The following is a 22,130-nucleotide window of genomic DNA, read 5'->3' as shown; positions in this document are numbered from 1 at the left end:
GCCCGTTGGCCAGCGTCTGCAAGGATCGGGCCATGCCCGCCAACCGCTCCGCCTTCGGCGACGACGGTCGTCACCGTGTCGCCGTGCTCGTCCGCGACGGACTGCTGCCGATCGAGCTCGGCATCGCCCACCGCATCCTCGGTTCCGCCCGCAGCGCGTCGGGCCGACCGCTGTACGAGGTGCTGACCTGCGCGCTGACACCCGGACCGGTGCGCACCGACGCGGATTTCCGGATCGAGGTCGAGCACGGTCCGGGCGCGCTGGCCGAGGCGCACACGGTGATCGTTCCCGCCGCCCACGAAGCCGACGAGCCGCTGCTGCGCGGCGAGTTGAGCCCGGCGCTGGCGGACGCCCTCGCACTCGTCCGGCCGGGGACCAGGCTGGCCTCGATCTGCACCGGCGCCTTCGTCCTGGCGGCGGCCGGGCTGCTGGACGGACGCCGCGCCACCACCCACTGGATGCACTGCGACCGGCTCCGCCGACTCCATCCGCGGGTACGCGTCGACCCCGAGGTCCTGTACGTCGACCAAGGGCGAGGTACTGACGGCCGCCGGAGTCGCCTCCGGGATCGACCTCTGTCTGCATCTCGTGCGGGGCGACTTCGGTTCGGAGGTCGCCGCCTCGGTGGCCCGGCGGACCGTGGTCCCGCCGCACCGGGACGGCGGCCAGGCCCAGTTCATCGAGCGCCCGGTGCCCACCGCCGCCACCGCCTCGACCGGCCGGGCACGGGCGTGGGCGCTGACCGAGCTGCACCGGCCGCTCACCCTGCGGGAGTTGGCCGGGCGGGAGTCGATGAGCGTGCGCACCTTCACCCGGCGGTTCCGGCAGGAGACCGGGCTCAGCCCGCAGCAGTGGCTGACCCGGCAGCGGGTCGAGCGGGCCCGGCGCCTGTTGGAGGCCGGCGACCTCGCCGTCGACCGGATCGCCGCCGAAGCCGGGTTCGGCACCGGCGCCTCGCTCCGGGCGCACTTCCAGGAGGCGCTGGGCGTCTCACCGAGCACCTACCGGCGCACCTTCCGATCCGCCAACAGCGGCAGCCACCCCGACACCGTCCACCCCTGAGGCCCGTCCCGCCCCCGAAGCCCGTTCCGCCGCTGAGGGCCGTCCCGCCGCCGGGTCCCCGTCGGGCACCTGCGCACCGGCATCGGCGCGGAGGGCGGCCGAATCGGTGCGATGGGCTGCCAGATCCGTACGGCCCGGGGCGATCTCGGGGCGGAGCAGCATCCGGTCGTCGTAGTCGCCGTCGTTCTGGGCGCGGTACGGGATCGGTGCCGTCACGGGGAGTTCGCGCAGCCGGGTGCGGAGCGCGCGGACGTGGTCGGCGTACCCCCGCTCGTCGAGGCGGTCGGCACCGGGCACGAGGTACGGCGGCAGCGCCTCGATGCCCGCGTACCAGAAGGTGCCGTGCAGCAGTGGGTGGAGCACGTCCTCGATGTGGCCGTGCACGCCCCGCCCCTCGAAGGCGGTGGCCCGTCCGCCGACGGTGGTGACGACCAGTGCGCGCCGGCCGGAGAGCGGTCCGCGCCCGTAGCGCATCACCCGGCCCCGCTCGTCCTCGATCCCGAAGGCGAAACCCTGGACGAAGACGCGGTCGAACCAGCCCTTGAGGATCGCGGGCGGGCCGAACCACCACAGGGGGAACTGGAAGACCAGCACATCGGCCCAGGCCACCTTCTCCTGTTCGGCCAGGATGTCCGCGCTCAGCGTGCGCTCGGCGTGGCCCCGCTCCTGCGCCTCCCCGACCCGCAGCCGCGCGGTCCGGTCGTGGTCGCTGCCGTCGTGGCCGCCGCTGTCGTGGTCCGCGTCCTCGGCCCGGGCGCGGTCGCCCTCGAAGTCGGAGCGGTCGACGACCGGGTTGAAGCCGATCGCGTAGAGGTCGGTGAGCCGGGTGCTGTGTCCGGCCGCTTCGAGTTCGGCGAGTCCCTCGTCCCGCAACGAGGCGTTGAGGGAGCGCTGCTCGGGGTGGGCGAAGATCCAGAGAATGTTCATGGCTCGAGACTGCGACCGCGGCGACCGGCGAACGAGTGGCCAGAGTGCCACCATATGAAAGAATCTGGCCATGCACTCCCCCGCCGGCGCCCCGTCGGACGACGTCCCCCCGGACGGCGCCCCGCCCGACGACGCCTCCCGCACCGAACCGCCCTCCGCCGGGACCTCCGCGACGACGGCGCCCGCGCCCTCCGCGACGACCCCCTCCGAGGGGCCCGGCGACGTCTTCCGGGGCGACGGGCGCCACCGGGTCGCCGTACTGGTGCGCGACGGCGTGATGCCGATGGAACTCGGCCTGGTCCACCAGCTGTTCCGGCAGGCGCGCACCGCACGGGGCACGCCGCTGTACGAGGTCGTCACCTGCACCCTCGAACCGGGCGAGGTGCGCACCGACGCCGACTTCCCGATCGTCGTCTCCGCGGGGCCGGCGACGCTCGCCGAGGCGGACACCGTGATCCTCCCGGCCACCCACCTCCCGGACGCGACCGAGACCGAAGGACGGCTGCCCGCCGCGCTCGCCTCCGCGCTGGCGCGGGTACGACCCGGCACCCGGCTCGCCTCGATCTGCACCGGGGCGTACGTACTGGCCGCGGCCGGGCTGCTCGACGGTCGGCGCGCCACCACCCACTGGCACGAGACTGAGCGCTTCCGCTCGCTCTTCCCCGCCGTGCGGCTGGACCCGGACGTGCTCTACGTGGACGAGGGGGACGTGCTGACCTCGGCGGGCGAGGCGTCCGGCATCGACCTCTGCCTGCACATGATCCGCCGCGACCACGGGGCGGGCGTCGCCGCGGAGGTCGCACGCCGCACCGTCGTACCGCCCCACCGGGAGGGCGGGCAGGCGCAGTTCGTCCGCAGGCCGGTGGCGGAGCCGAGCGGGGCGTCGACGGGCCGGGCACGCGCGTGGGCACTGGCCCACCTCGGGGAGCCGATCACCCTGCGGGCACTCGCGGCGCGGGAGTCGATGAGCGTACGCACCTTCAACCGGCGCTTCCGCGAGGAGACCGGCCAGACGCCCATCCAGTGGCTCAACGGGCAACGGGTCGAGCGGGCCCGGGAGTTGCTGGAGTCGACGGAGTACACCGTGGACCGGGTGGCGGCCGAGTCCGGCCTGGGTACGGCGACCACGCTGCGGCAGCGCCTCCAGGCGACGGTCGGCGTCTCGCCGCGGACGTACCGGGTGGCCTACCGGGGCGCGACCCGGGAGCCCGACGAGCGGTAGGCGCGGAACAGCGGCGACTGCCGGCTCCGACTCCGCGGGGCACCGGGAGGGCGCGCACCGGGAGAGCCGAGAAGTGAAGGAGCGCGCCGGGTCGGGGCGCCGGCGATCCCGCCGGGGTGGCGTGCGCGCGCCGAGACGCTCTGCACCGCGGTACGGCCCGCCACCCGGCTCCGGCGACCCGCTCTGCGCTCACCGAGAGCTCGGCACCGGACCGCGACCCGCACTCGCCGAGGACCTACACCCTCGGCGTCCCCTCGCCACGCATCGCTCCGTACAGACTGATCAGCCGCCCTCCAGTCGTCAACACCACGACCGAACTTGACGACTTACGCACGAATTGCCCGATTCTGCATGCCGCATCCGGACGAGAATCCGCCGCGGACGGCCGCCTCACCGAGCGACGGAGCACGCGACTGGTCCAGCTCGCACCAGATCCGCTTGCCCTTCCCCTCGGGGTCCCAGCCCCAGCGGTCGGCCAGCCCGTCCACCAGCTCCAGTCCGCGACCGCCGGTGTCCTCCCCGCCGGCACAGCGGGGGTTCGGCGCGACGCTGCTGCCGTCGGCGACCTCCACCCGCACCGACGCCTGCTGCGCGGGGCCGGGGAGCAGTATCCGCAGGACGGCCGGACATCCGGCGTGCACCACGGCGTTGGTGACCAGCTCGGAGATCAGCAGGATCAGCGTCTCGCCCAGCGGGCCGTCCGCGTTGATCCCGGCAGCGGCGAGCCGGGACCTCGCCCAGCGACGAGCGCGGCCGACCTCCATCGGATCGGCACCGATCTCCAGCTGCACCTGAAGCACCTGCACTGCTCACACCACCAAAACCGACGGGGTCACGGAGAGCAACCCCAGAGCACCACAGCGTGCTGGATGAATCGTTTTGCCGACAAGGGGTTCCGCTATATACCGGCGCAAAGGAGTACGCCCACGGCACCGTGTGCGACTCCGGACGATGCGGCTCGAACGCCGCCCCCCGACTCGCGCACACCGCTGGACCCCTCGCATTCGAGCGAGCGTACCCGAGCACCCGCGAACCCCGGAGAGGCGATCAGTCACGAGCGGACAACGTCTCGACACATGAGACGTGACCGCCGCCCAGAGCAGGGCGGCGGTCACGGAAAGTCATAAGTCACCGGGTTTGGGCGCCTGTTGCCCGGAAGATCACCGGCGATTCAGCACCCTGGGTGATGTGACGCACTACTTGGCGTCGACCAGCTTCAGCAGCTCGGGGTCGCGGATCGACTTCCGGGCGGCCTCGGTCTGACGGTCGGTGGCCAGCGGTGTCGCGTACCGGTAGAAGCCGGCGACCATCGCCTCGCGACCCGGCAGATTGAACTCCCTGCCCAGGGTGCGCATCATCGAGTTGTCGGTCGGCCGGTTGATCCCGTACGCGTTGTAGCTCGCGCCCTCGTAGGTGCCGACCGTGCCGCCGTCGGGCGACTCCTCGCCGAGCCAGCGGTGCCACTTGGTCTGGCGCTGGGCCATCTCGTCGGCGCCGTACACGGAGGTGTTGATCGAGTCCGTCTCGTCGCCCTCGTAGCGGGACTCGTCGTACCAGTACTCGTCGGCCAGCAGACCGAGCGAGTGCCCGGTCTCGTGGATGGCGATCTGACCCGAGTCGTCGTGGCTGGAGGAGAGGGTGGCGACACCGTCGTAGCCGACCGGGGAGCCCACGCCGCTGTAGCCGGCGCCGCCGTACTTCTCGGAGTTGGAGACCACGATCACCAGGTCGGCCGCGGGGGCCTTCCCCGCGTAGGACTCGACCCTCGGGAGGTCGACGCAGAGCAGGCGCTCGGTGTCGTTGCAGAAGAAGTGCGAGCCCAGCGCGGTGTTCTTCTGCACGTCGGCGGTCGGGTCGCCGGAGACTCCGGAGTCGGTCGAGACCGCGTCCACGGCCCACACGTTGAAGAGCTCCGCGTGGGTGGTGTACGGCTCGATGTCCGTGATGTCCTTCCACTTCTCCTTGACGTCGGTGTGGAAGTCGGGCAGTTCGGCCTCGGTGTAGCCGTCGCCGACGAAGACGATGTCGACACGGTCGCCGACCTCGCCGTTCTTGATGATCTCGTGGACGTCTCCGTCCGCGGCGGTGTTCGCCCGGCCGTTCTTCAGCAGCGCCTGCGGGGCGCGGGAGGGGACGTCGGCGTGACCGACGGGCCGCTCCTCGTCGAAGACCTCGACACGGACGTCGGCGCCGCGGTCCTCGGAGGCGGCGTCCGCCTTCGGGCCGGGGCCGGCCTGCGCCGTCAGGGAGAGGGGTACGACAGCGGCCACTGCAATGCCGACCGCGGTCAGGAATCTGCCAGTTCGCACGATGGGTGCCTCCGTGGGGGTTTCGAGGAGTGAGCCTCGAAGGTGGGCGAGCTCGGTGCGGGAATGGGGGGATCTCTCGAACTGGCAGCTGAATCTAGGGACTTCGGGCACACAAAGCGAGACCCTCCGACAGGGAGAGTCCCGCTTTGTGGAAACAGACGGAGCGCGATACCCGGACGGGCAGGGCGATTTCCGACCTTGAGGACAGCCGCGCGTTCGCAAGTTGTGGAAGCGACAAAGGGCGGAAACGCCCGAACCGGGCAGCCGTCCCGTCAACTTCTCGACTGCGCCGACCGTCCGACGCGTCGACTCCCCGACCGCAGTGCGCCCGGCGGCGCACCCGCCCACCTCGGAGCAGCCCGCCGAGGAGCCGCGCGAATCCCTTCAGAACCGCCCGGGACCGTCAAGGGACCGCCCAGGCACCACCGAGGGAACACCCAGGGGACCGCTCAGAATCGGCCGACTTCGACGGGGCGCTCGCGCGGACCGCCCGAGCACCCGGCCTCAGGCGGTGAGCGGGCGGGCGGCGTCGTCGGTCGCCGCGTCGAGATCCGGGTAGCAGGCGAACAGCCGCCGCACACCGAGCGCCGCCAGCACGCGGTTCACATGGGAGCCGTCGACCGCGCCCTTGGCGGGCAAAATCAGCCGCAGCCGACCCGCGCAGGAGTGCATCAGCCGCCTGGCGGCGATCAGCACACCCACTCCGCTGGAGTCGCAGAACAGCACTTCGGTGAGGTCGAGTACGACGTCGCGCTTCGCCTCGGCCACCGCGTCGTGCACATGCTGCTTGACGAGCGGCGAGGTCACGAGGTCCAGCTCGCCGGCCACCCGCAGCACGGTCCACTCCCCTCGCTTCTCCTCGATGACCTTGAGCGTCACTCGTCCCGCACCTTTCGGTCGTGTCCGCCGCCCCGACAGGAACAGCCCTTCCCCGCTTCGCCTGCCCTGCGGGCTTCGGCCGAAACGAACTGCCCTTCCCGAGCGTACGTGCAAGACGGCCTCTTTCTCCCCTTGTTCCGGTTGGCCCCGGTCACTGCTGGGTGAAATGTCACCCCGATCCCCCTCAACTCGCCAAAATCTTCACAAAGCACGGACAACAGCAGGTCAACTCAGCGCAAGGTGACGACTTCAGCACGTTCCGCAGCGGATCAGGGGGCGCACATTGCCGTAAAGGGGCGTACGTTGTCATCCCCTCGCACTACATTCGATGTACGCAGAGGGCTGGGGGCGGATCACCATGGCGCACGACACACCACCTCGCTGGGACCGCAAGATGCAGCAGCGGCTGTCCCGGGGCGAGGCCGCCGCGCTGGGCGAGCTGTACGACCAGTTCGCCGTGCTCGTCCACGGAATGGCACATCGCGTGCTGGACGACGAGGAAGCGGCAGACCAGATCACCAGGGAGGTGTTCGCCCGAGTGTGGGAGCACCCGGAGGACTTCGAGCCCCGCAAGGAGTCGCTGCGCTCCTGGATCGCCTCCCTCACCCGTCAGCTCGCCGTCCAGCGGCTGCGGCAGCTGCACCAGGAGCGCAACGGGCCCGCCGAGCAGGTCGAGGAGCACGTGCAGGCCGCGTCCGCCGCGGCCCGCGCCGACTACATCGTGACCTCGATGCCGGCGTCGCTCCGGGCCGCCCTGGAGCTGGCGTACATTCACCGCAGGGACTATCGACAGACGGCCGCGCACCTCGGGGTCACCGAGGACGAGGCCAGGCGGCGGCTGCGGCTCGGCCTCCAGCTGCTGTCCACCGCATCGAAGGGCGCGCTGCCACAGCTCGGCCGCCCAGGACTCGGGAGTCAGCGGTGAACGACCCGCAGGAACCCGGCCGTTACCCGGGCGACGACGACCCGGAGCAGCCACCCCTCATCCCGCCGCCGCGCGCCGCGGCGGACGACCGGCCGCCGCCCGCGCGACCGCACGGCATCCCCTCCCCGCGCGGAGGTGAGGGAAGTCACAGCGGCCGGGGGCGGGTTCGCGGGCCGCGGGGCCACGACGCCCTGTGGCGGGAGCGACCGGAGTCGCCCGAGGACGCCCCCGAGGGACAGGAGCGGTGGAGCGCCGCCGCCGACTCGGCCTCCGCGCGCCTGGACCGCCCGTACGACCAGGCGCACGACTCCCCCGTGGAGGCGCCGCGCGACCTTCCGCGCGAGTTCCCCCGGGAGCGCGGCGAGCGCGAGGACCGCCACGAGCGGGACGAGCGGCTGGAGCGCGGGCAGGGCCACGAGCGCGGTGTCGCGCGGGAGGATCGCCACACCTGGTCGGACGCGGTGCCCGAGCACCCGCCCGAACCCGGCGGCACCGTCCCGCGCCCGACCGGCCCGGTGCGGGGCCCCGCGGCGGGTTCGGCCGGCGGCTCGGTCGGCGGTTCGGCCGGCGTTGAGCCGGCGGCGGTCGGGCGGGCCGTCGAGTGGGAGCACGGTGTGCTCAAGTCGCTGCTGGGCGCCTGGGCCCTGTCCGCCTGCTCCGCCGAGGAGACCCAGGCCGTCGAGGCGCATCTGACCGACTGTGCGCCGTGCGCCGGGGAGGCGCTGCGGCTGCGCGACGCCGTGGCCCTGCTGCACCCCGAGGACAGCCTGGACCTCAACCCCCGGCTGCGCGGACGGGTGTTGGAGGGCGCGCTCGACCGGCGTCCGGCGCGGATTCCGATACCAGCCTGGGCGGAGCCGTTCGACGCGGAGACCGCTCGACTGGACGCCCTGCTCCGCGACATGGCCGACGACGAATGGCGCGCGCCGGTGCGGCTGCGCTGGTTCGAGGGGTACCGGATGCGGGTGCGCACCGTGACCGTCGCCGAGGTGATCAGCCATCTGATGGCGGTGGACGGGCTCGCCGCCGGCGCGCTCGGCATGGCCGACCCGCTGGTCGAGGCCGGGATCGCGGGCGAAGAGGGCCGTCCCGTGGGCCGGTTGGGCCCGTTGGGGCGCACCGAGGCGTACTGGCGCTCCTCCGTCGCCCCGGGCGGGCCGCTGGTGCGCGCCCCCTGGCGGGAGCAGACCCATGCGCTCGTACGGGGTGCCTCGCTGGTCGACCGCTCGCTCGCGGGCCGGCCCGTGCCGGGGCTCGAACTGCCGCTGCGGGACGCCTTCCTGGACCGGGCCTTCGAGTGCTGGGTCCACGCCTGCGACATCGCCGAGGCCGTGGACTATCCGCACAAGCCGCCCGAGGGCGGCCATCTCCACCAGCTCGTCGAACTCGCCGCCAGAATGCTGCCGGTGGTGCTCGCCGACCGCAGACGGGCCGGGATGGCGTCGCCGCCGAAGCGGTTCTCGGCGGCGGACGCCCCGAGCCGCACGCTGCATCTGGAGGTCGAGGGCAGCGGCGGCGGGGACTGGTTCATCCCGCTGGACTCCCCGGACGGCTCCGGCACCGCCGACGGCGCGGTGGCCCATGTCGCCCTGGACGGCGTGGAGTTCTGCCAGCTGGTCGCCGGTCACGTCTCGCCGCTCGACGCGGCGGCGGGCGCGGAGGGCGACCCGGAGGCGATCAGGGACGTGCTGTTCGCGACGGCCTCGATGTCCCGGCTCTGAGCGCACCCCGCCGCCCCGGGCGCATCCGGCGTCGGGGCGGCGCGTCCGTCGTCGGGGCGGCGCGTCCGTCGCCGTCCCGGGCGAGTCCGGCGGGGCGGCGCGGGCCGCCCGGGCGGGCGAGGGGCTCAGGCGAAGACGACGGTGCGGTGGCCGTTGAGCAGCACCCGGTGCTCGCTGTGCCACTTGACCGCGCGCGCCAGCGCCTGGCACTCCACATCGCGGCCCAGGGCGACCAGTTGTTCCGGTGTGACGTCGTGGGCGACCCGCTCGACCTCCTGCTCGATGATCGGGCCCTCGTCGAGCTGGGCGGTCACGTAGTGCGCGGTCGCCCCGATCAGCTTCACCCCCCGGGCGTGCGCCTGGTGGTAGGGCTTGGCGCCCTTGAAGCTCGGCAGGAAGGAGTGGTGGATGTTGATGATCCGGCCCTCCAGCTGCTTGCAGAGATCGTCGGAGATCACCTGCATGTACCGGGCCAGGACGACCAGTTCGACGTCCTCGGCCCGCACCAGCTCCAGCAGCCGGGCCTCCGCCTCCGCCTTGGTGTCGCGGGTCACCGGGATGTGGTGGAACGGCACGTTGTAGGAGGCGGCCAGCTCGGCGAAGTCGGTGTGGTTGGAGACCACCGCGGCGATCTCCACCGGCAGCGCGCCGATCCGGGAACGGAAGAGCAGATCGTTCAGACAGTGGCCGAACCGGCTCACCATCAGCACGACCCGCATCCGCCGATCGGCCCGGTGCAGCTGCCAGTCCATCTGGAAGGAGTCCCCGATCGCCGCGAAGCTCGCCCGCAGCTTCTCCAGCGTCACCGGCTCCTCGGCGCTGAAGTGGACCCGCATGAAGAAGAGCCCGGTGTCGTGGTCGCCGAACTGCTGGCTGTCCTCGATGTTGCAGCCCGTCATCAGCAGATAGCTGGCCACCGCGTGCACGATGCCCTTCCGGTCCGGACAGGAGAGGATGAGGACGTACTGGTCGGTGTGCTCGGTCTGTACGACCTGGTCGGCGGGGGTGGGCGGCGCGGGGCGGGGCGCCGGTCCGGGCTCCGGGTTGCTCATTCCCACAGAGTCCCACAACTGCCCATTGCGGACGGACGGTGTCCGGGGAGCGAGCGGGTCGGACGGCACGTTCGGCGGCGGACGGCGGCGTGTTCGGCGGCGCGTTCGGCGGCGGACGGCGCGCACTGCGGGCACACACCACCGGCGCATCCGCCGCAAGCGCGCCCCGTCGCGAACACGCGGCCCGCGCCCGCTCCGGCGCACGGGACGCCCGCCGCGCCCCACACCGGAAGTCGGCGTGCGGCCCGGCGGATCAGACCGCGCGGAGCATGGCGGCCAGCACCTCCAGGGTGCGCGGCGGCTCGTCCGGGTCCTCCCCGTCGTTGCCGGCGAGCAGCACGTGCGCCTCGCGGGACGCCTGCACCGCCTCGGGCCAGTTGGGGTGCTGGAGGTACGTGAGCGCGGGGGCGTCGGCGCCGACCTGGTGCACGATGCGCAGCACCCGGAGCACCGCGCTGTCCACCAGGGCGGCTTCCTGGGCGTCCCGGAACACCGTCCCCACGTATTTGTCGGCGGACCAGTTGTCCAGCCAGGTGTCCTCGACCAGGCGGTAGACGGCGTCCGTCACATCGCCGTAGGCGGGGCTTCCGGACATCCAGTTCTCACGTTGGAAGGCGGAATCGGAAAGCATGTGCAGCGCTGACCGCACGTTGGTGCGCCAGCGCCACCAGGGCACGTCTTGGACCGGCATGCCGACCATGGTGGGGGAACGACGGCCGCGACGGGAAGGCTTCTCCTGAGCTCGCACGATTGTCGATCGTACGTTCCGCCCCCAAGCAGGACATCCCCGGCCCCCACCGTTCACCCCGCACTCACCGGCCGTTCGCCATTCGTCACTTGCTCGTTCCGGGCATTCCGGCAGCGTGAGCGGACATGACCGCACGGCGCCAGATACGTCCCCGCACCGCTCCCCGACGCCTGTTTCACAAGGCCCGCACGAACTCCGCACGCGGAGCCGCCACCGGACCGTCGCGGCCGGGTGCCGCCCTGGGCGCCGTGCTCGGTCTCGCGCTGCTCGCCTCCGGCTGCGGGGTCCTCCCCGGCGAGGAGGAGGACGGGCCGATCACCGTGATGACGTGGGCGCCGGTGAAGACCAGGGCGACCAACATGCCGGGTGTCACCGCGCTCGCCAAGGCGTACGCCCGGTGGGTCAACGCCGAGGGCGGTCTCAACGGCCGCGAGCTGCGGGTGATCACCTGCAACGAGGGCAACACCGGCGTGCGCGCCGCCCAGTGCGCCCGCCGTGCGAAGGACGAGGGCGTGGTCGCCGTCGTCGGCTCCTACAGCCAGCACGGCCAGTCGTTCATGCCGCACCTGGAGAGCGTCGGCATCCCCCACCTCGGCGGATACGGCTTCACCGAGGAGGAGTTCACCAGCCCGCTCTCCTATCCGGTCAACGGCGGCCAGCCGGCGCTGCTGGCAGGCAGCGGAAGCCAGTTGGCCGGCTCCTGCGAACAGGTCGCGCTGGTGCGGCCGGACACCACCGCGGGCGACGAACTCCCCGAACTCTTCAACGCCGGTCTCGCCGGCCGCGACCGGGAACCCGCCGCCGACGTGCTCGCCCCGGAGGACTCGGCCGACTACACCGGCGAGGCCGAACGCGCCCTGTCCGGCGCCGGCTCGCGGAAGCTGCCGGAAGGCGCCGCCGGCCCGGTGCGGCCCCGCGCCGAGGGCTCCTGCGTCACCGCGGCGCTCGGCGGTCGCACCGGCACCTTCCTCGACTCCTTCAACCGGCTGCACAGGGACCACGAGCGGGTGCTGCTCGGCTCGGTCGCGGGCAGCGTCCAGCAGGCGCTGGTCAACCGGACCGGCGGCAGCGGCAGTCCGTTGGAGGGCTCGTACGTCACCAGCTGGTACCCGGCGGGCGGCGATCCCGTCTGGGAGCGGATGAAGGAGGTGGTGCGCGAGCACGCCTTCGGCGACAACCGCATCGACACCTACGACCCGGGCGTCCAGACGACCTGGGTCGCGTACACGGTGCTGCGCCGCGTGGTGGAGTCGATCGAGGGCGAGGTCACCCGGCACACCGTCCAGCAGCGGCTGGACTCCGGACCCCCGGTGTCCACCGGCGGCATCACACCGCCGCTGGCCTGGCGCTACGACGATCTGCTCGGCACCCGTTCGTACCCGCGGCTGGTCAACTCCAAGGTCAGCCTGCAGCGGGTGGAGGGCGGAGTGCTGGTCGCCTCCGGACAGGAGGAACTGGACGTGGCGCCGATCCTGGAGCGTGCGGGCCGCCGCAACTGACCTGCGCCCCGCCCGGTCGGCAACCGGCGTACGGGGCGGGGCGGCTCGGGCAACCGGCGTACGGGGCGCCCGAGTCGGGGCCCGAGCGGCTTCCGCCCGGGCTCGGCCACTGCCCCCGCTCACCCTGCTTCCGCCGCACTCCGGCCCCGGCCCCAGTCCGACGACCGGTCCCAGTCCGACGACCGGCGCCGGCCCGACGACCGGCACCGCGCGGGTCAGAGCTGGGTGGGTCAGAGCTGGGTGGGCTGGCGCTCGGGCAGCTTGTAGGTGCGGGCCGTCGGGTTCCACAGCTTGGCCGCTTCCGCCTTGGCCTTGGTCGCCGTCCCGCTCTCGCGGTTGCCTCGCGCGAGGTGCGGGGTGGGGCGCGCCTTCCCGTCCTTGCAGTACTTCGGCCGCTGGACCTGGTTCGCCCAGGACGCGTAGTGCTTGTCGGCCGACTCCGAGGCACGCCACGCCTTGCGCAGCTGCTCCGTCAGGGCCTGGTGCTGCGGAACCTTGTCGAGGGTCAGCTTGTCGAGACGGACGACCAGGCTGTTGCGCTGCGCCGCCGCGTCCTTGAGGTCGGACGCGGCCTCGGGCAGCTTCTCGCACTTCTTGATGTTCTCGACGGAACGGATCACCGCGTCCCGGCTGTTGTTGCTGTCGGCGAGCAGCTTGTCCAGCTCCTTGGCCTGCGCCTCGGCCGGATCCGGCTTCTCCTCCGAGGGCTCGGGGCTCGGCTCCGGGTCCTTCTTCTCGTCCACCTGGGAGGAAGAGCTCTTGTCGTCCTTGCCGTCGTCGTCGCCCCCGCCGAGAGCGGCACCGCCGAGCAGGCCCGCGCCCACCAGCAGCGCGAGACCGCCCGCACCGATCAGCAGCGGGCGGCTGCGACCGCCGCCGGAACCGCCGCCGTGTCCGCCGGAAGTGCCGTGTCCGCCGCCCTGTCCGCCCGAGGCGCCGGCACGTCGGCTGCGCGGCGCGGGCTCCGGTGCGCCGAGGGTGTCCTTGCGGGGCGCGGCCGAGGCCGACTGGGAGGCGACGGCGTTCTCGAACACCGGCAGCGGCTGGGTCCCGCTGTCGGGCAGTCGGCCCGCGCGCCCGGTGGGTCGATCGCCGTTGTCGGGACGGAAGAGCATCTCGAACTCGGCGGGCGGCTGACGGTCCCCGGGCGCTCCCGGGCGGATGCCGTACGGAGCACGGCCCGGCGCCTCGGGCACCGGCTGGTCCGGGGCGTGCTGCGCGCTCCGCGGCTGCGGGTCGCGGCTCGGCTCGTAGCCCTGCGGACCGTGCGGGGCGGCGCCGGACTGCTGCGGACCGGAAGGGCCGTCGGCGTAGGGCGGGATGACCTGGGTGGCGTCCAGCGCCTCGCCCGACTGCGGCGGGATGAACTGCGTCGCGTCCATCTCCTGGGCCTGCTGCGCCGGTATGTACTGGGTGGCGTCCATCCCCTCGGACGGCTGCTGCGACCCGTGCGCGCCGCCGTCGCTCTGCGGCGGCAGGAACTGCGTCGAGTCGGCGTCGCCGCCCGGCGCCGCCGGCTGCCAGGCCCCGGACGGCGAACCGCCGAAGGACCGGTCCGCGTACGGGTCGGGGCTGTACGGCTCGGGGGCGTACGGGCCCGAAGCGTACGGCTCGGGGGCGTGCGCGGGAGTGGACTCGGGGAGCGGGCCCGGGAGTTGGGCCGGCTGCTGGTACGCCGCGGGCGGGGCGTGCAGCTCGGGAGCGCCCTGCGGCGGGCCGGACTGCGCGGAGGGGGGCAACGGCTGCGCGGCGGTGGGCGGCACGGCCGGCGGCGCCGGGGGCGCGGTCGGGGGCACCGGAGGCGGCATCGGCGCTGCCGCGGGCGGTCCGGCGGGTGCAGCCGCGGGCGGTCCGGCGGGCGGCAGCGGTACGGAGGCGGTGGGCGGTACGGGCTGGAGTCCGGCGGGCGGGGACGGCGGCGGGGCGGCTCCGGGGGCGGACGCGCCGGGCCCGGGATAGCCGTAGCCGCTGCTGCCGTCGACCGGCGGATACCCGTAGCCGGGCTGCGGCGCGGACTGCGGATATCCGTAACCGGGCTGCGGCGGCGCGGACTGCGGGTAGCCGTAGCCGGCGCCGCCCGTACGGTCGTCGTGCGCCGGATACCCGTACCCGGACCCGCTGTTCGGGTCCTGGCCCGGAGCGGGCGAGGACTCCGGTCCCCAGGGCGTGCCCCAGGGAGCGCCCGCGGCAGGAGCCTGGTCAGCCATCCGGTTGCGGTCCTCACCGGTTGGCCGGTCACCGCCGGAGGGGAGCACCACGCCCTCACGCGGGGCGTCGCCCTGTCCGTACTGCGCTGTCACCGGAACTCCTTGTAACTGGGGCGTTGCTGGGCCTGTGTCGGGCTGCGTCGGCCGTGAAACCGTCGGTTCACGCTACCGGTTCATTCGCACACCAGACCACGCCGTCCCCCGGACGAAACCGCATGTCCGGGACACCGACCCCCATCCCCGCTGGTCGCGCCCATACCGGGGTACCGCCCTTCGCTCCCCTCGCCCCGACCGGTGTCTCAACTCACGGTCAGCCCCTGAAGACGCGCGGTGAAGTCACGCACCTCCCGCTCTCTGCCGTGGGGCACCAACCGGCTGCGGAAGGTGTCCAGATACTGCTGCCCGAGCGCCGAGCGCAGCCCGGCCAGAAGCTTGACCGCGGCCGTCGCGGTGCCGCAGGCGTGCCCCAACTCCCCCAGTTGCAGCCTGGTCTGGGCCAGCAGCAGCAGATCGATCACTCGCCGTCTGGTGCGGTCCGAGGGCAGTGCGGCCAGCGCCTCCTCGGCCCGGCGGATCGCGGGCAGCGTCTGGCCGAGGTCGCGGTGGCAGTGGGCGAGTTCGTCGGCTAGGTAGGCGTGGTCGAAGTGGGCGATCCAGCGGGGCTCGTCCACTCCGCCCGGGGCGCTGCCGGCCCGGTCCATGGCGGTCAGGGCCCGGCCGGCGGCCAGTTGACAGGCGTGCGCGTCACCGACCGCCGCGTGACCGCGCGCCTCGGCGGCGTGGAACATCGCGGACACACGCGGCGAGACCAGCCCTCTGGTGCCCTCCTGTGCCGCGCGGGCGAGCTGGGTGATCTCCCGGGGGCTGCCCAGCTCGCAGGCCAGATGACTCATTCCGGCCAGCACATAGCCGCCGTACGGACGGTCGTCGGCGGCCTGTGCCAGCCGCAGCGCCTGGATGTAGTAGCGCTGGGCCAGGCCGGGTTCCCCGCTGTCGACGGCCATGTACCCGGCCAGTTCGGTCAGTCGGGCGGCGGCTGCGAACAGCCGCCGGCCGGTGGACTCCCGGTAGGTGCCGGCCAGGAGTTCGGAAACCACGCTGTCCAGGTAGTGCACGACCGCCGGACGGAGGTTGCCGCTGCCGAAGCGGTGGTCGAGCTCGGCGAACGCCTCGGTGGTCGCCTCGATCGCCAGTACGTCGGCCAGTCCCACCCGGCCGGCTGCCCCGCTGTGCGCGACGCGCTGGTCCGGAATGCCGATCAGCCAGTCCCGGCTGGGCTCCACCAGCGCGGAGGCGGCGACGGAGCGGCTGCCGAGCGACTCGCGCCCGCCCACGTCGCCGCGCCACAGCTCGCGGGCCGCCTCGACGGCCGCGGGCAGGCTGCCGGCGAAGTGGAGACCGGCGCTGCCCGCACCGCTGTCGCGCGACATGCCGATGTCGTCGAGCCCGACCGTACGGCCGAGCTTGCGGCCCAGCGCCTCGGCGATGGCCTCGGGTGCCCTGCCGCGCGGCTGCTGGCCGCGCAGCCAACGTGCCACGGAGGTCTTGTCGTACCGCAGATCGAGCCCGTGCTCGGCGCCCACCAGATTGACGCGGCGGGCGAGCCCCGCGTGCGAGCAGGACGCCTCGCGGATCAGTCCGGCGAGTTGTTCGTTGGGCTGTCTGGCGACAAGAGGTCGTGCGGCCATCGGCGGCTCCCCTTAGAAAAGCGGTCTGGTACGACTCGTGATCGAGGCGACCGGGGTTGTCCCGGCGGTCCGGGTTGTCGTGAGGTGTCGTGCTGGTCGTGCGGTGTCTTAAGGGTCTTGCGGGTGGTGAGGTGTCGTGCGGGACTTGGCGGTCGCGTGCCGGGCCCGCGGTCGCGTCGGTCGTGGTGGTCGGTGGTGGTGGTCGTGACGGTCCCGGCCGCGCGGGCGCGGCCGGGACCCCGAGTCGTCCGCCCGGTCGAGGCGGTACTCGGATCGAAGCATCAGTTCCCCGCGAAAACGGCGTGAATGCGGGAAACGGCTCTAACCGCTCGAAGCATGACAACGACCGAACAACCGCCCGAGGGCACCTACTCCCAAGTACCCCCGCTCGCGGGCCGATCGGCTCGCACGAGTACCACCGGCCGTGCTCCGATGCGCCCTCGGGAAGCAACCGCGCGCCGTGAGTGTCCGGCCCCGTAACCCTTCCCCCGCAACGGAGTTGTGACATGCGTGGAAGAGACCATCGCAGCTGACAGGGCCGCCTCGCCGGCAGCGCCCACCCGACGTATCCCCGCGCAGCGTGACCGCGGAACCCTCGAACACGCGGTGCGGTACGCGAAGGAACGTGCCTGGGACGTCTTCCCCGGCACCTGGCTGGAGACCGTCGACGGTGTGCCCCGGTGCAGCTGTGGCACCGCGCGCTGCGATGCGCCGGGCGCGCACCCCCGGGACGGGGGGTGGGCCGAGCAGGCCACCGGAAGCGCCTCCGCCGCCCGCCGGCTGTGGGAACGCAGGCCGCTCGCCTCGGTGTTGATGCCCACCGGCCGCGCGTTCGACGCGATCGACGTGCCGGAGGTCGCCGGCTGTCTCGCCCTGGCCAGGATGGAGCGGATGGGGCTGGACGTCGGACCGGTCACCTGCACCCCGTACGGCCGGATGCTCTTCCTGGTGCTGCCGGGCGCCGCCGCCACCGTGCCCGATCTGGTGCGCCGCCAGGGCTGGTCGCCGGGCGCCATCGACCTGGTGACGCACGGCGAGGGCCACTGGGTCGCGGCACCGCCGACCCGGATGCGCCGGGGCCTGGTCCAGTGGGTGCGACAGCCCAACGCCGCCAACCGCTGGCTGCCGAACGCGGAGGAGGTCATCGCCCAACTCGCGTACGCCTGCGGGCAGGAGGCCGCCGCCGCCCGCGCCGGCTGAGCGCCCGGAGCGGGCCCCGCACCCGTTCCCGCGTACGCCGGACCGGCGCGTAGGTCGGACCGGCGCGTGACCCGGCTCGGCGCGTGCCCCGGACCGGCGCGTACGTCGGCCAGGCACGTAAGCCGGCTCGGCGCGCAGGGCTCCTTCCCGCGGGCGCCGCGTGCGCCGCGAGCTCGCGTGCGCCCCCGCGGTCACCCGTGGCCGTGTCCCGTTCACACCCCGCGTTCGCCGTGCGGGGGCGAAGCGGGACGGACGGGACGGCCTGCCCGTGCGCGGGGCGCGGCCCGTCCCGGGGGCTTGCCAGAGGCATCCGCGAGGACCGTAGGGTGGCCGGGAGAACGGGGGTTCTGCCGCGGCGTCGCAGCCGCGAACCGGGCCCCGCGGTACACATGCGAGGGGGCCACGTGTCCAGCCAGCCGGTAGAGCCCGACGTCCACACACCGGTCGGGGGCGCCGCGGCGGTCCGGATCGAGGGCCTGTGGAAGCGATTCGGCGAGCATGTCGCCGTCGCCGGCGTCGACCTCGAACTTCCCGCAGGCCGCTTCGTCGGGCTGGTCGGACCGAACGGAGCGGGCAAGACCACCACGCTCTCGATGGTCACCGGGCTGCTGCGGCCGGACTCGGGCACGGTGCGGATCTCCGGGCACGACGTGTGGGCCGACCCCGTCTCGGTGAAGGCCCGCATCGGAGTGCTGCCCGAGGGGCTGCGCCTCTTCGAACGGCTCTCGGGCCGTGAACTGCTGATGTACACCGGCCAGTTGCGCGGACTCTCCAAGGCCGAGACGGAGCGCAGGGCCGGTCAGCTGCTGGATGTGCTCGACCTGTCCGCCTCCCAGCACAAGCTGGTCGTGGACTACTCGACCGGTATGCGGAAGAAGATCGGTCTGGCGGCCGCGCTGCTCCACAATCCGGAAGTCCTCTTCCTCGACGAGCCGTTCGAGGGCGTCGACCCGGTCTCCGCACAGACGATCCGCGGCGTTCTGGAGCGCTACACCGGCTCGGGCGCGACGGTCGTCTTCTCCAGCCACGTGATGGAGCTGGTGGAGTCGCTCTGCGACTGGGTCGCCGTGATGGCCGCCGGCCGTATCCGCGCCCAGGGCCCGGTCAGCGAGGTGCGCGGCGAGGCGTCGTCGCTCCAGGAGGCTTTCCTGGAGCTGGTCGGCGCCGGCGAGCGCGGCAGCGGCCACGAACTGGACTGGCTCGGAGGCACCGCGGACGCCGCCACCGCTACCGACTCCGCCGGCTCCAACCCGGCCGCCACGGACGGCGGTTCGCGATGAAGCCGGCGGCGGACCGGGAGAGCACCGACCCGACCACGAAGGGCGCCGCGCCGGCCGACGGGACGCCCCTGCCTTCCGCTCCGGAAGCCCCTGCCGACCCGAAGGCCCCCTCCGTGCCCGCGACCCCCGCCGCGACGGCCGGCACCTCCGTGACCGCGGGGGCGCGGACCGTGCCCTCCGGCCCCGCTGTCACCGCGACCATGGTGCGGCTGAAGTGGTCGCTGCTGGCCAACGGCCTTCAGCAGTCGGCCGGTCGGACCGCCGCCTTCGTCACCGCGGCCGTGCTCGCGGTGGTCGTCGGCGGGCTGCTGCTGCTCGGTCTGCTCGCCATGCGCGGCCGGGTCAACGCGGACGCGCTCGCCGTCTTCCTCACCGCCACCACGGCGCTGGGCTGGGCGGTGCTGCCGCTCTTCGCCGGCGGCGGGGACGAGACCCTCGACCCGGGACGCATGGCCATGCTGCCGTTGCGACCTCGACCGCTGCTGGCCGCGCTGACGGCGTCCTCGCTGGTCGGCGTCGGCCCGCTCTTCACTCTGCTGCTCGCACTCGGCTGCACGCTGGCCCTCGCACACGGCGCGGCGGGGGCGCTCGTCGGCACACTGGCCGTACCGCTCACACTGCTGACCTGTGTGGTGCTGGCCAGAGCGGTGGCCACGGCCAACAGCCGCATGCTCTCCAGCCGCAAGGGCAAGGACCTCGCGCTGCTCAGCGGCCTGGTGATCGCCTTCGGCATGCAGGCCGTGAACCTCGGGCTCCAGCAGATCGGCGACCAGGGCGGCCTCGGCGCGCTGCGCCCCTACTCCGATGTGCTGCGGTGGCTGCCGCCCGCCTCTGCGGTCGAAGCCGTACGCGCCGCCGGTGCCGGGGAGTACGCCCTCGCGGCGCTCGGGCTGGCGACCACCGCACTCGCGCTCCTCGCCCTGCTCTGGTGGTGGCTGCGCAGCCTGACGCGGCTGATGGTCGACCCCGACTCCTCCACCATCCAGCCCGCACAGGACAAGGCCCGCAAGCCGTCCGGCGACTCGGCCGAGCGCGGAATCGGCAGGCTGCTCCCCGAGGGGCGCACCGCCGTGGTGATCGAGCGGACCCTGCGCTACGCCTGGCGGGACCCCAAGACCAAGACGGCGTGGGCGACCTCCATCGGTCTCGGTCTGCTGATGCCGTTCATCACTTCGGGCAGTGTCTACAGCGCCTGTTGGGTCGCGGGCATGATGGGCCTGCTGATGTACAACCAGTTCGGCCAGGACACCTCGGCGTTCTGGATGGTCGCCGCGACGATCTCCGACCGCCGGGACGCCTATGTGGAGCTGCGGGCACGGTCGTTGGCGATCGCGCTGATCACGGTGCCGTTCACCGTCGTGGTGGTCGCCGTCTCCGCCGCGATGCTGGACGACTGGGGGCGTCTCGCACCCGCGCTCGGCATCGCGCTCGCGGTCGCCGGGGTGCTCGTGGGACTCGGCGCGGTCTCCTCCGCGTACCACCCGTACTCGATTCCGCAGGACAGCGGCTACCGCAACGTGGCACCGGGGCAGGGCGCGCTGGCGTACCTCAGCTTCTTTCTCGGCGCGGTCGTCGGCTCGCTGCTGTGCCTGCCGCTGATCGCACTGCTCGCCGTGCTGAGCGGCAGTGCCGCGGGAGCGACCTGGGTGCTGCTGCCGCTCGGCGTCGTGTACGGCACGGCGGTCGCCTACGGCGGGCTGCGCGTGGCGGCGGCACGGACCGCCGACCGGCTTCCCGAGATCCTGAGCGCCGTCAGCAAGGGCTGACCCGGCCGCCACTGCCGGTACGCACACCGGTACGGGGACGGGTGGCGGTACGGGGACGAGTGACGGCACGGGTGGTGTGGGCTTCGGGTCCGAGGGCGGACGGCGAGCCGGCTGCCCGGCCGCGGACTTGACCCTCACGCCGCGGGAGGCTGGAACGTGGTGCCCATGAGCGACTACTACAACGCGTTCGAGGTCAGTCCCGTGCCCGCACCCGGACCGGACGCCGTGCCGCCGGAGCCCTACCGCGGCATCTACGGGATGCCCGCCTTCGCGACCCTCCCCACCGACGATCTCGCGGCCTCGGTGGAGTTCTGGGTGCACGGACTCGGGTTCTTCGAGCTCTTCGGCATCACCGACCAACTGGTTCATCTGCGGCGCTGGGCGTTCCAGGACGTGCTTCTGGTGCCGGGAGAAGCCCCGGCGCAGGCACCGGCCATGAGCCTCAGCTTCGCCTGCGTGCTCAGCCAGCTCGACGAGCTGGTCGCCAACTGCCGTGCCAGGCGCCCGGGTTCGGTCGAGGGCCCGTACGACACCCCGTGGAACACCCGCGACGCGGTGGTGATCACACCGGAGAACGCACGGATCACGCTGACCGCCGCCAAGCCCTTCGATCCGGACAGCGAGGAGGCGCGGAACCTCGCCGCCATCGGCATCACCGCGCCGGAGGGCACCCGGACCGACGATCCGGGCGCCCCGCCGCGACAATGAGCAACGTGCCCCACTCCATCGATCACCCCGTCCCCGCCCCCGGTGAACGCGGACCCGACGACCCCGGCAACCACCGGTCCGTCGGGCACGCCACCGGCGGCGGGGACGGCCCCGGCGACCGGTGGGCGGACGGTGACACGGACGGGGACGGGGACGGGCTGACCGTCGGGCAGGTCGCCGCGCATCTGGAGGTGACCGTCCGCGCGCTGCACCACTGGGACGAAATCGGCCTCGCCCGGCCGTCGTTGCGCACCGCCGCCGGATACCGGCTCTACACCGCGGCCGATCTGGAACGGCTGCACCGCGTCGTCGTCTACCGCGAGATCGGCCTCGGCCTCGACCGCATCCGGTCGGTACTGGACGATCCCGCCACCGGGGTGATCGACGCACTGCGCGCCCAACGCGACCGGATCACCGAGAAGATCGACCGGCTGCGGAGGCTCGGCACCGGGCTCGACCGCATGATCGACGCCCACGAGCGCGGTCTGCTGCTCACCAGCGAGCAGCAGACCGAGGTCTTCGGTCCCGGCTGGGACCCGAAGTGGCCCGCGCAGGCGCGCGAACGCTACGGGGACACCCCGCAGTGGCAGCAGTACGCGGAGCGCGCGGCGGCGCGCGGGCCGCAGGAGTGGCAGGCCGTCGCCGAAGCGGTCGGTGGACTCGACCGCGCGCTCGGCGACGCCATGGAGGCGGGCGTGACACCCGGCAGCCCCGAGGCGAACCGGCTCGTCGAACGACACCGAGAGGTCTTCGCGGCCTACTTCCCCCTCAGCCGGCAGATGCAGGTCTGCCTGGCCCGGATGTACGAATCGGATCCGGGCTACCGAGCCCACTACGACGCCGTGCGCACCGGACTCGCCGCCTGGTTCCGCGAGATCGTCGACGCGAGCGCTCGCGCCCACGGCCTCGACCCGGACACCGCGGTCTGGGAGTAGAT

Annotated in this window: 17 protein-coding genes and 1 pseudogene; 10 read left to right on the top strand and 8 right to left on the bottom strand. The window is 73.2% G+C overall.

Annotated features, from left to right (window positions below; genetic code table 11):
- The first annotated feature begins 32 nt into the window (after nt 1–32).
- Nucleotides 33–1,062 (top strand): annotated as a pseudogene (locus tag MTQ01_RS12015) (GlxA family transcriptional regulator).
- Here the strand turns inward: MTQ01_RS12015 and MTQ01_RS12010 are convergent.
- Nucleotides 991–1,989 carry an NAD(P)H-dependent oxidoreductase gene (locus MTQ01_RS12010; RefSeq protein ID WP_247489509.1) on the bottom strand — a complete coding sequence of 333 codons (999 nt, stop codon included), beginning with the start codon at nt 1,987–1,989 and terminating at the stop codon, nt 991–993. The pseudogene MTQ01_RS12015 and the gene MTQ01_RS12010 sit on opposite strands and share 72 nt — an antisense overlap.
- Before the next feature lie 277 nt (nt 1,990–2,266).
- On the opposite strand from MTQ01_RS12010, the gene MTQ01_RS12005 reads away from it, so the two are divergent.
- Nucleotides 2,267–3,211, top strand: a complete 945-nt coding sequence (locus MTQ01_RS12005) for a helix-turn-helix domain-containing protein (protein WP_247490022.1) — start codon at nt 2,267–2,269, stop codon at nt 3,209–3,211.
- A gap of 326 nt (nt 3,212–3,537) precedes the next feature.
- Here the strand turns inward: MTQ01_RS12005 and MTQ01_RS12000 are convergent, their stop codons facing one another.
- The 3 genes from MTQ01_RS12000 to MTQ01_RS11990 form a co-directional block, all read right to left on the bottom strand.
- Nucleotides 3,538–4,017, bottom strand: a complete 480-nt coding sequence (locus tag MTQ01_RS12000) for an ATP-binding protein (protein WP_247489507.1) — start codon at nt 4,015–4,017, stop codon at nt 3,538–3,540.
- A 390-nt stretch (nt 4,018–4,407) separates the two neighbouring features.
- Nucleotides 4,408–5,520 (bottom strand): M64 family metallopeptidase, encoded by a 1,113-nt coding sequence (locus tag MTQ01_RS11995; RefSeq protein ID WP_247489505.1) that lies wholly within the window; start codon nt 5,518–5,520, stop codon nt 4,408–4,410.
- Between the two features lie 504 nt (nt 5,521–6,024).
- Nucleotides 6,025–6,399, bottom strand: coding sequence for an STAS domain-containing protein (locus MTQ01_RS11990; RefSeq protein WP_211042261.1), 375 nt, complete (start codon nt 6,397–6,399; stop codon nt 6,025–6,027).
- 358 nt (nt 6,400–6,757) lie between these two features.
- On the opposite strand from MTQ01_RS11990, the gene MTQ01_RS11985 reads away from it, so the two are divergent.
- Nucleotides 6,758–7,324, top strand: coding sequence for an RNA polymerase sigma factor (locus MTQ01_RS11985; RefSeq protein ID WP_247490021.1), 567 nt, complete (start codon nt 6,758–6,760; stop codon nt 7,322–7,324).
- Nucleotides 7,321–9,045 (top strand): zf-HC2 domain-containing protein, encoded by a 1,725-nt coding sequence (locus MTQ01_RS11980; protein ID WP_308294388.1) that lies wholly within the window; start codon nt 7,321–7,323, stop codon nt 9,043–9,045. The genes MTQ01_RS11985 and MTQ01_RS11980 overlap by 4 nt, the downstream gene beginning before the upstream one ends.
- A 125-nt stretch (nt 9,046–9,170) precedes the next feature.
- Here the strand turns inward: MTQ01_RS11980 and purU are convergent, their stop codons facing one another.
- A complete protein-coding gene (gene purU, locus MTQ01_RS11975; protein ID WP_247489503.1) occupies nt 9,171–10,097 on the bottom strand; it encodes a formyltetrahydrofolate deformylase in 927 nt (308 codons plus the stop codon).
- A gap of 253 nt (nt 10,098–10,350) precedes the next feature.
- Nucleotides 10,351–10,797, bottom strand: coding sequence for a hypothetical protein (locus tag MTQ01_RS11970; RefSeq protein WP_216815086.1), 447 nt, complete (start codon nt 10,795–10,797; stop codon nt 10,351–10,353).
- 173 nt (nt 10,798–10,970) lie between these two features.
- On the opposite strand from MTQ01_RS11970, the gene MTQ01_RS11965 reads away from it, so the two are divergent.
- Nucleotides 10,971–12,344, top strand: a complete 1,374-nt coding sequence (locus MTQ01_RS11965; RefSeq protein ID WP_247489501.1) for an ABC transporter substrate-binding protein — start codon at nt 10,971–10,973, stop codon at nt 12,342–12,344.
- A gap of 230 nt (nt 12,345–12,574) precedes the next feature.
- Here the strand turns inward: MTQ01_RS11965 and MTQ01_RS11960 are convergent, their stop codons facing one another.
- Both MTQ01_RS11960 and MTQ01_RS11955 read right to left on the bottom strand, forming a co-directional pair.
- Nucleotides 12,575–14,644, bottom strand: a complete 2,070-nt coding sequence (locus MTQ01_RS11960) for a hypothetical protein (RefSeq protein WP_247490066.1) — start codon at nt 14,642–14,644, stop codon at nt 12,575–12,577.
- Between the two features lie 206 nt (nt 14,645–14,850).
- Nucleotides 14,851–16,239, bottom strand: coding sequence for a transcriptional regulator (locus MTQ01_RS11955; RefSeq protein ID WP_247489499.1), 1,389 nt, complete (start codon nt 16,237–16,239; stop codon nt 14,851–14,853).
- A 510-nt stretch (nt 16,240–16,749) separates the two neighbouring features.
- Between MTQ01_RS11955 and MTQ01_RS11950 the strand changes: the two genes are divergently transcribed.
- The 5 genes from MTQ01_RS11950 (at nt 16,750) to MTQ01_RS11930 (ending at nt 22,128) form a co-directional block, all read left to right on the top strand.
- A complete protein-coding gene (locus MTQ01_RS11950) occupies nt 16,750–17,439 on the top strand; it encodes a bifunctional DNA primase/polymerase (protein ID WP_247489497.1) in 690 nt (229 codons plus the stop codon).
- Nucleotides 17,440–17,828: 389 nt separating this feature from the next.
- Nucleotides 17,829–18,719: an ABC transporter ATP-binding protein gene (locus MTQ01_RS11945; protein WP_374207709.1), complete on the top strand. Its 891-nt coding sequence runs from the start codon at nt 17,829–17,831 to the stop codon at nt 18,717–18,719.
- 200 nt (nt 18,720–18,919) lie between these two features.
- Entirely contained in the window at nt 18,920–20,485 is a 1,566-nt protein-coding gene (locus tag MTQ01_RS11940) for a transporter (RefSeq protein WP_247490017.1), read from the top strand.
- Nucleotides 20,486–20,650: 165 nt separating this feature from the next.
- Nucleotides 20,651–21,193 carry a VOC family protein gene (locus tag MTQ01_RS11935; RefSeq protein WP_247489493.1) on the top strand — a complete coding sequence of 181 codons (543 nt, stop codon included), beginning with the start codon at nt 20,651–20,653 and terminating at the stop codon, nt 21,191–21,193.
- Between the two features lie 158 nt (nt 21,194–21,351).
- The gene (locus MTQ01_RS11930; RefSeq protein WP_282613599.1) at nt 21,352–22,128 is read left to right on the top strand and encodes a MerR family transcriptional regulator; all 777 of its coding nucleotides are present in this window, start codon (nt 21,352–21,354) and stop codon (nt 22,126–22,128) included.
- The last annotated feature ends 2 nt before the right edge of the window (nt 22,129–22,130 follow it).

Source organism: Streptomyces sp. XM4193 (assembly GCF_023072595.1).
In the GTDB taxonomy this organism is placed as follows: Bacteria; Actinomycetota; Actinomycetes; order Streptomycetales; family Streptomycetaceae; genus Streptomyces.
The sequence above is the reverse complement of the archived record's forward strand: the minus strand, read 5'-3'. Positions and strand labels throughout refer to the sequence as shown.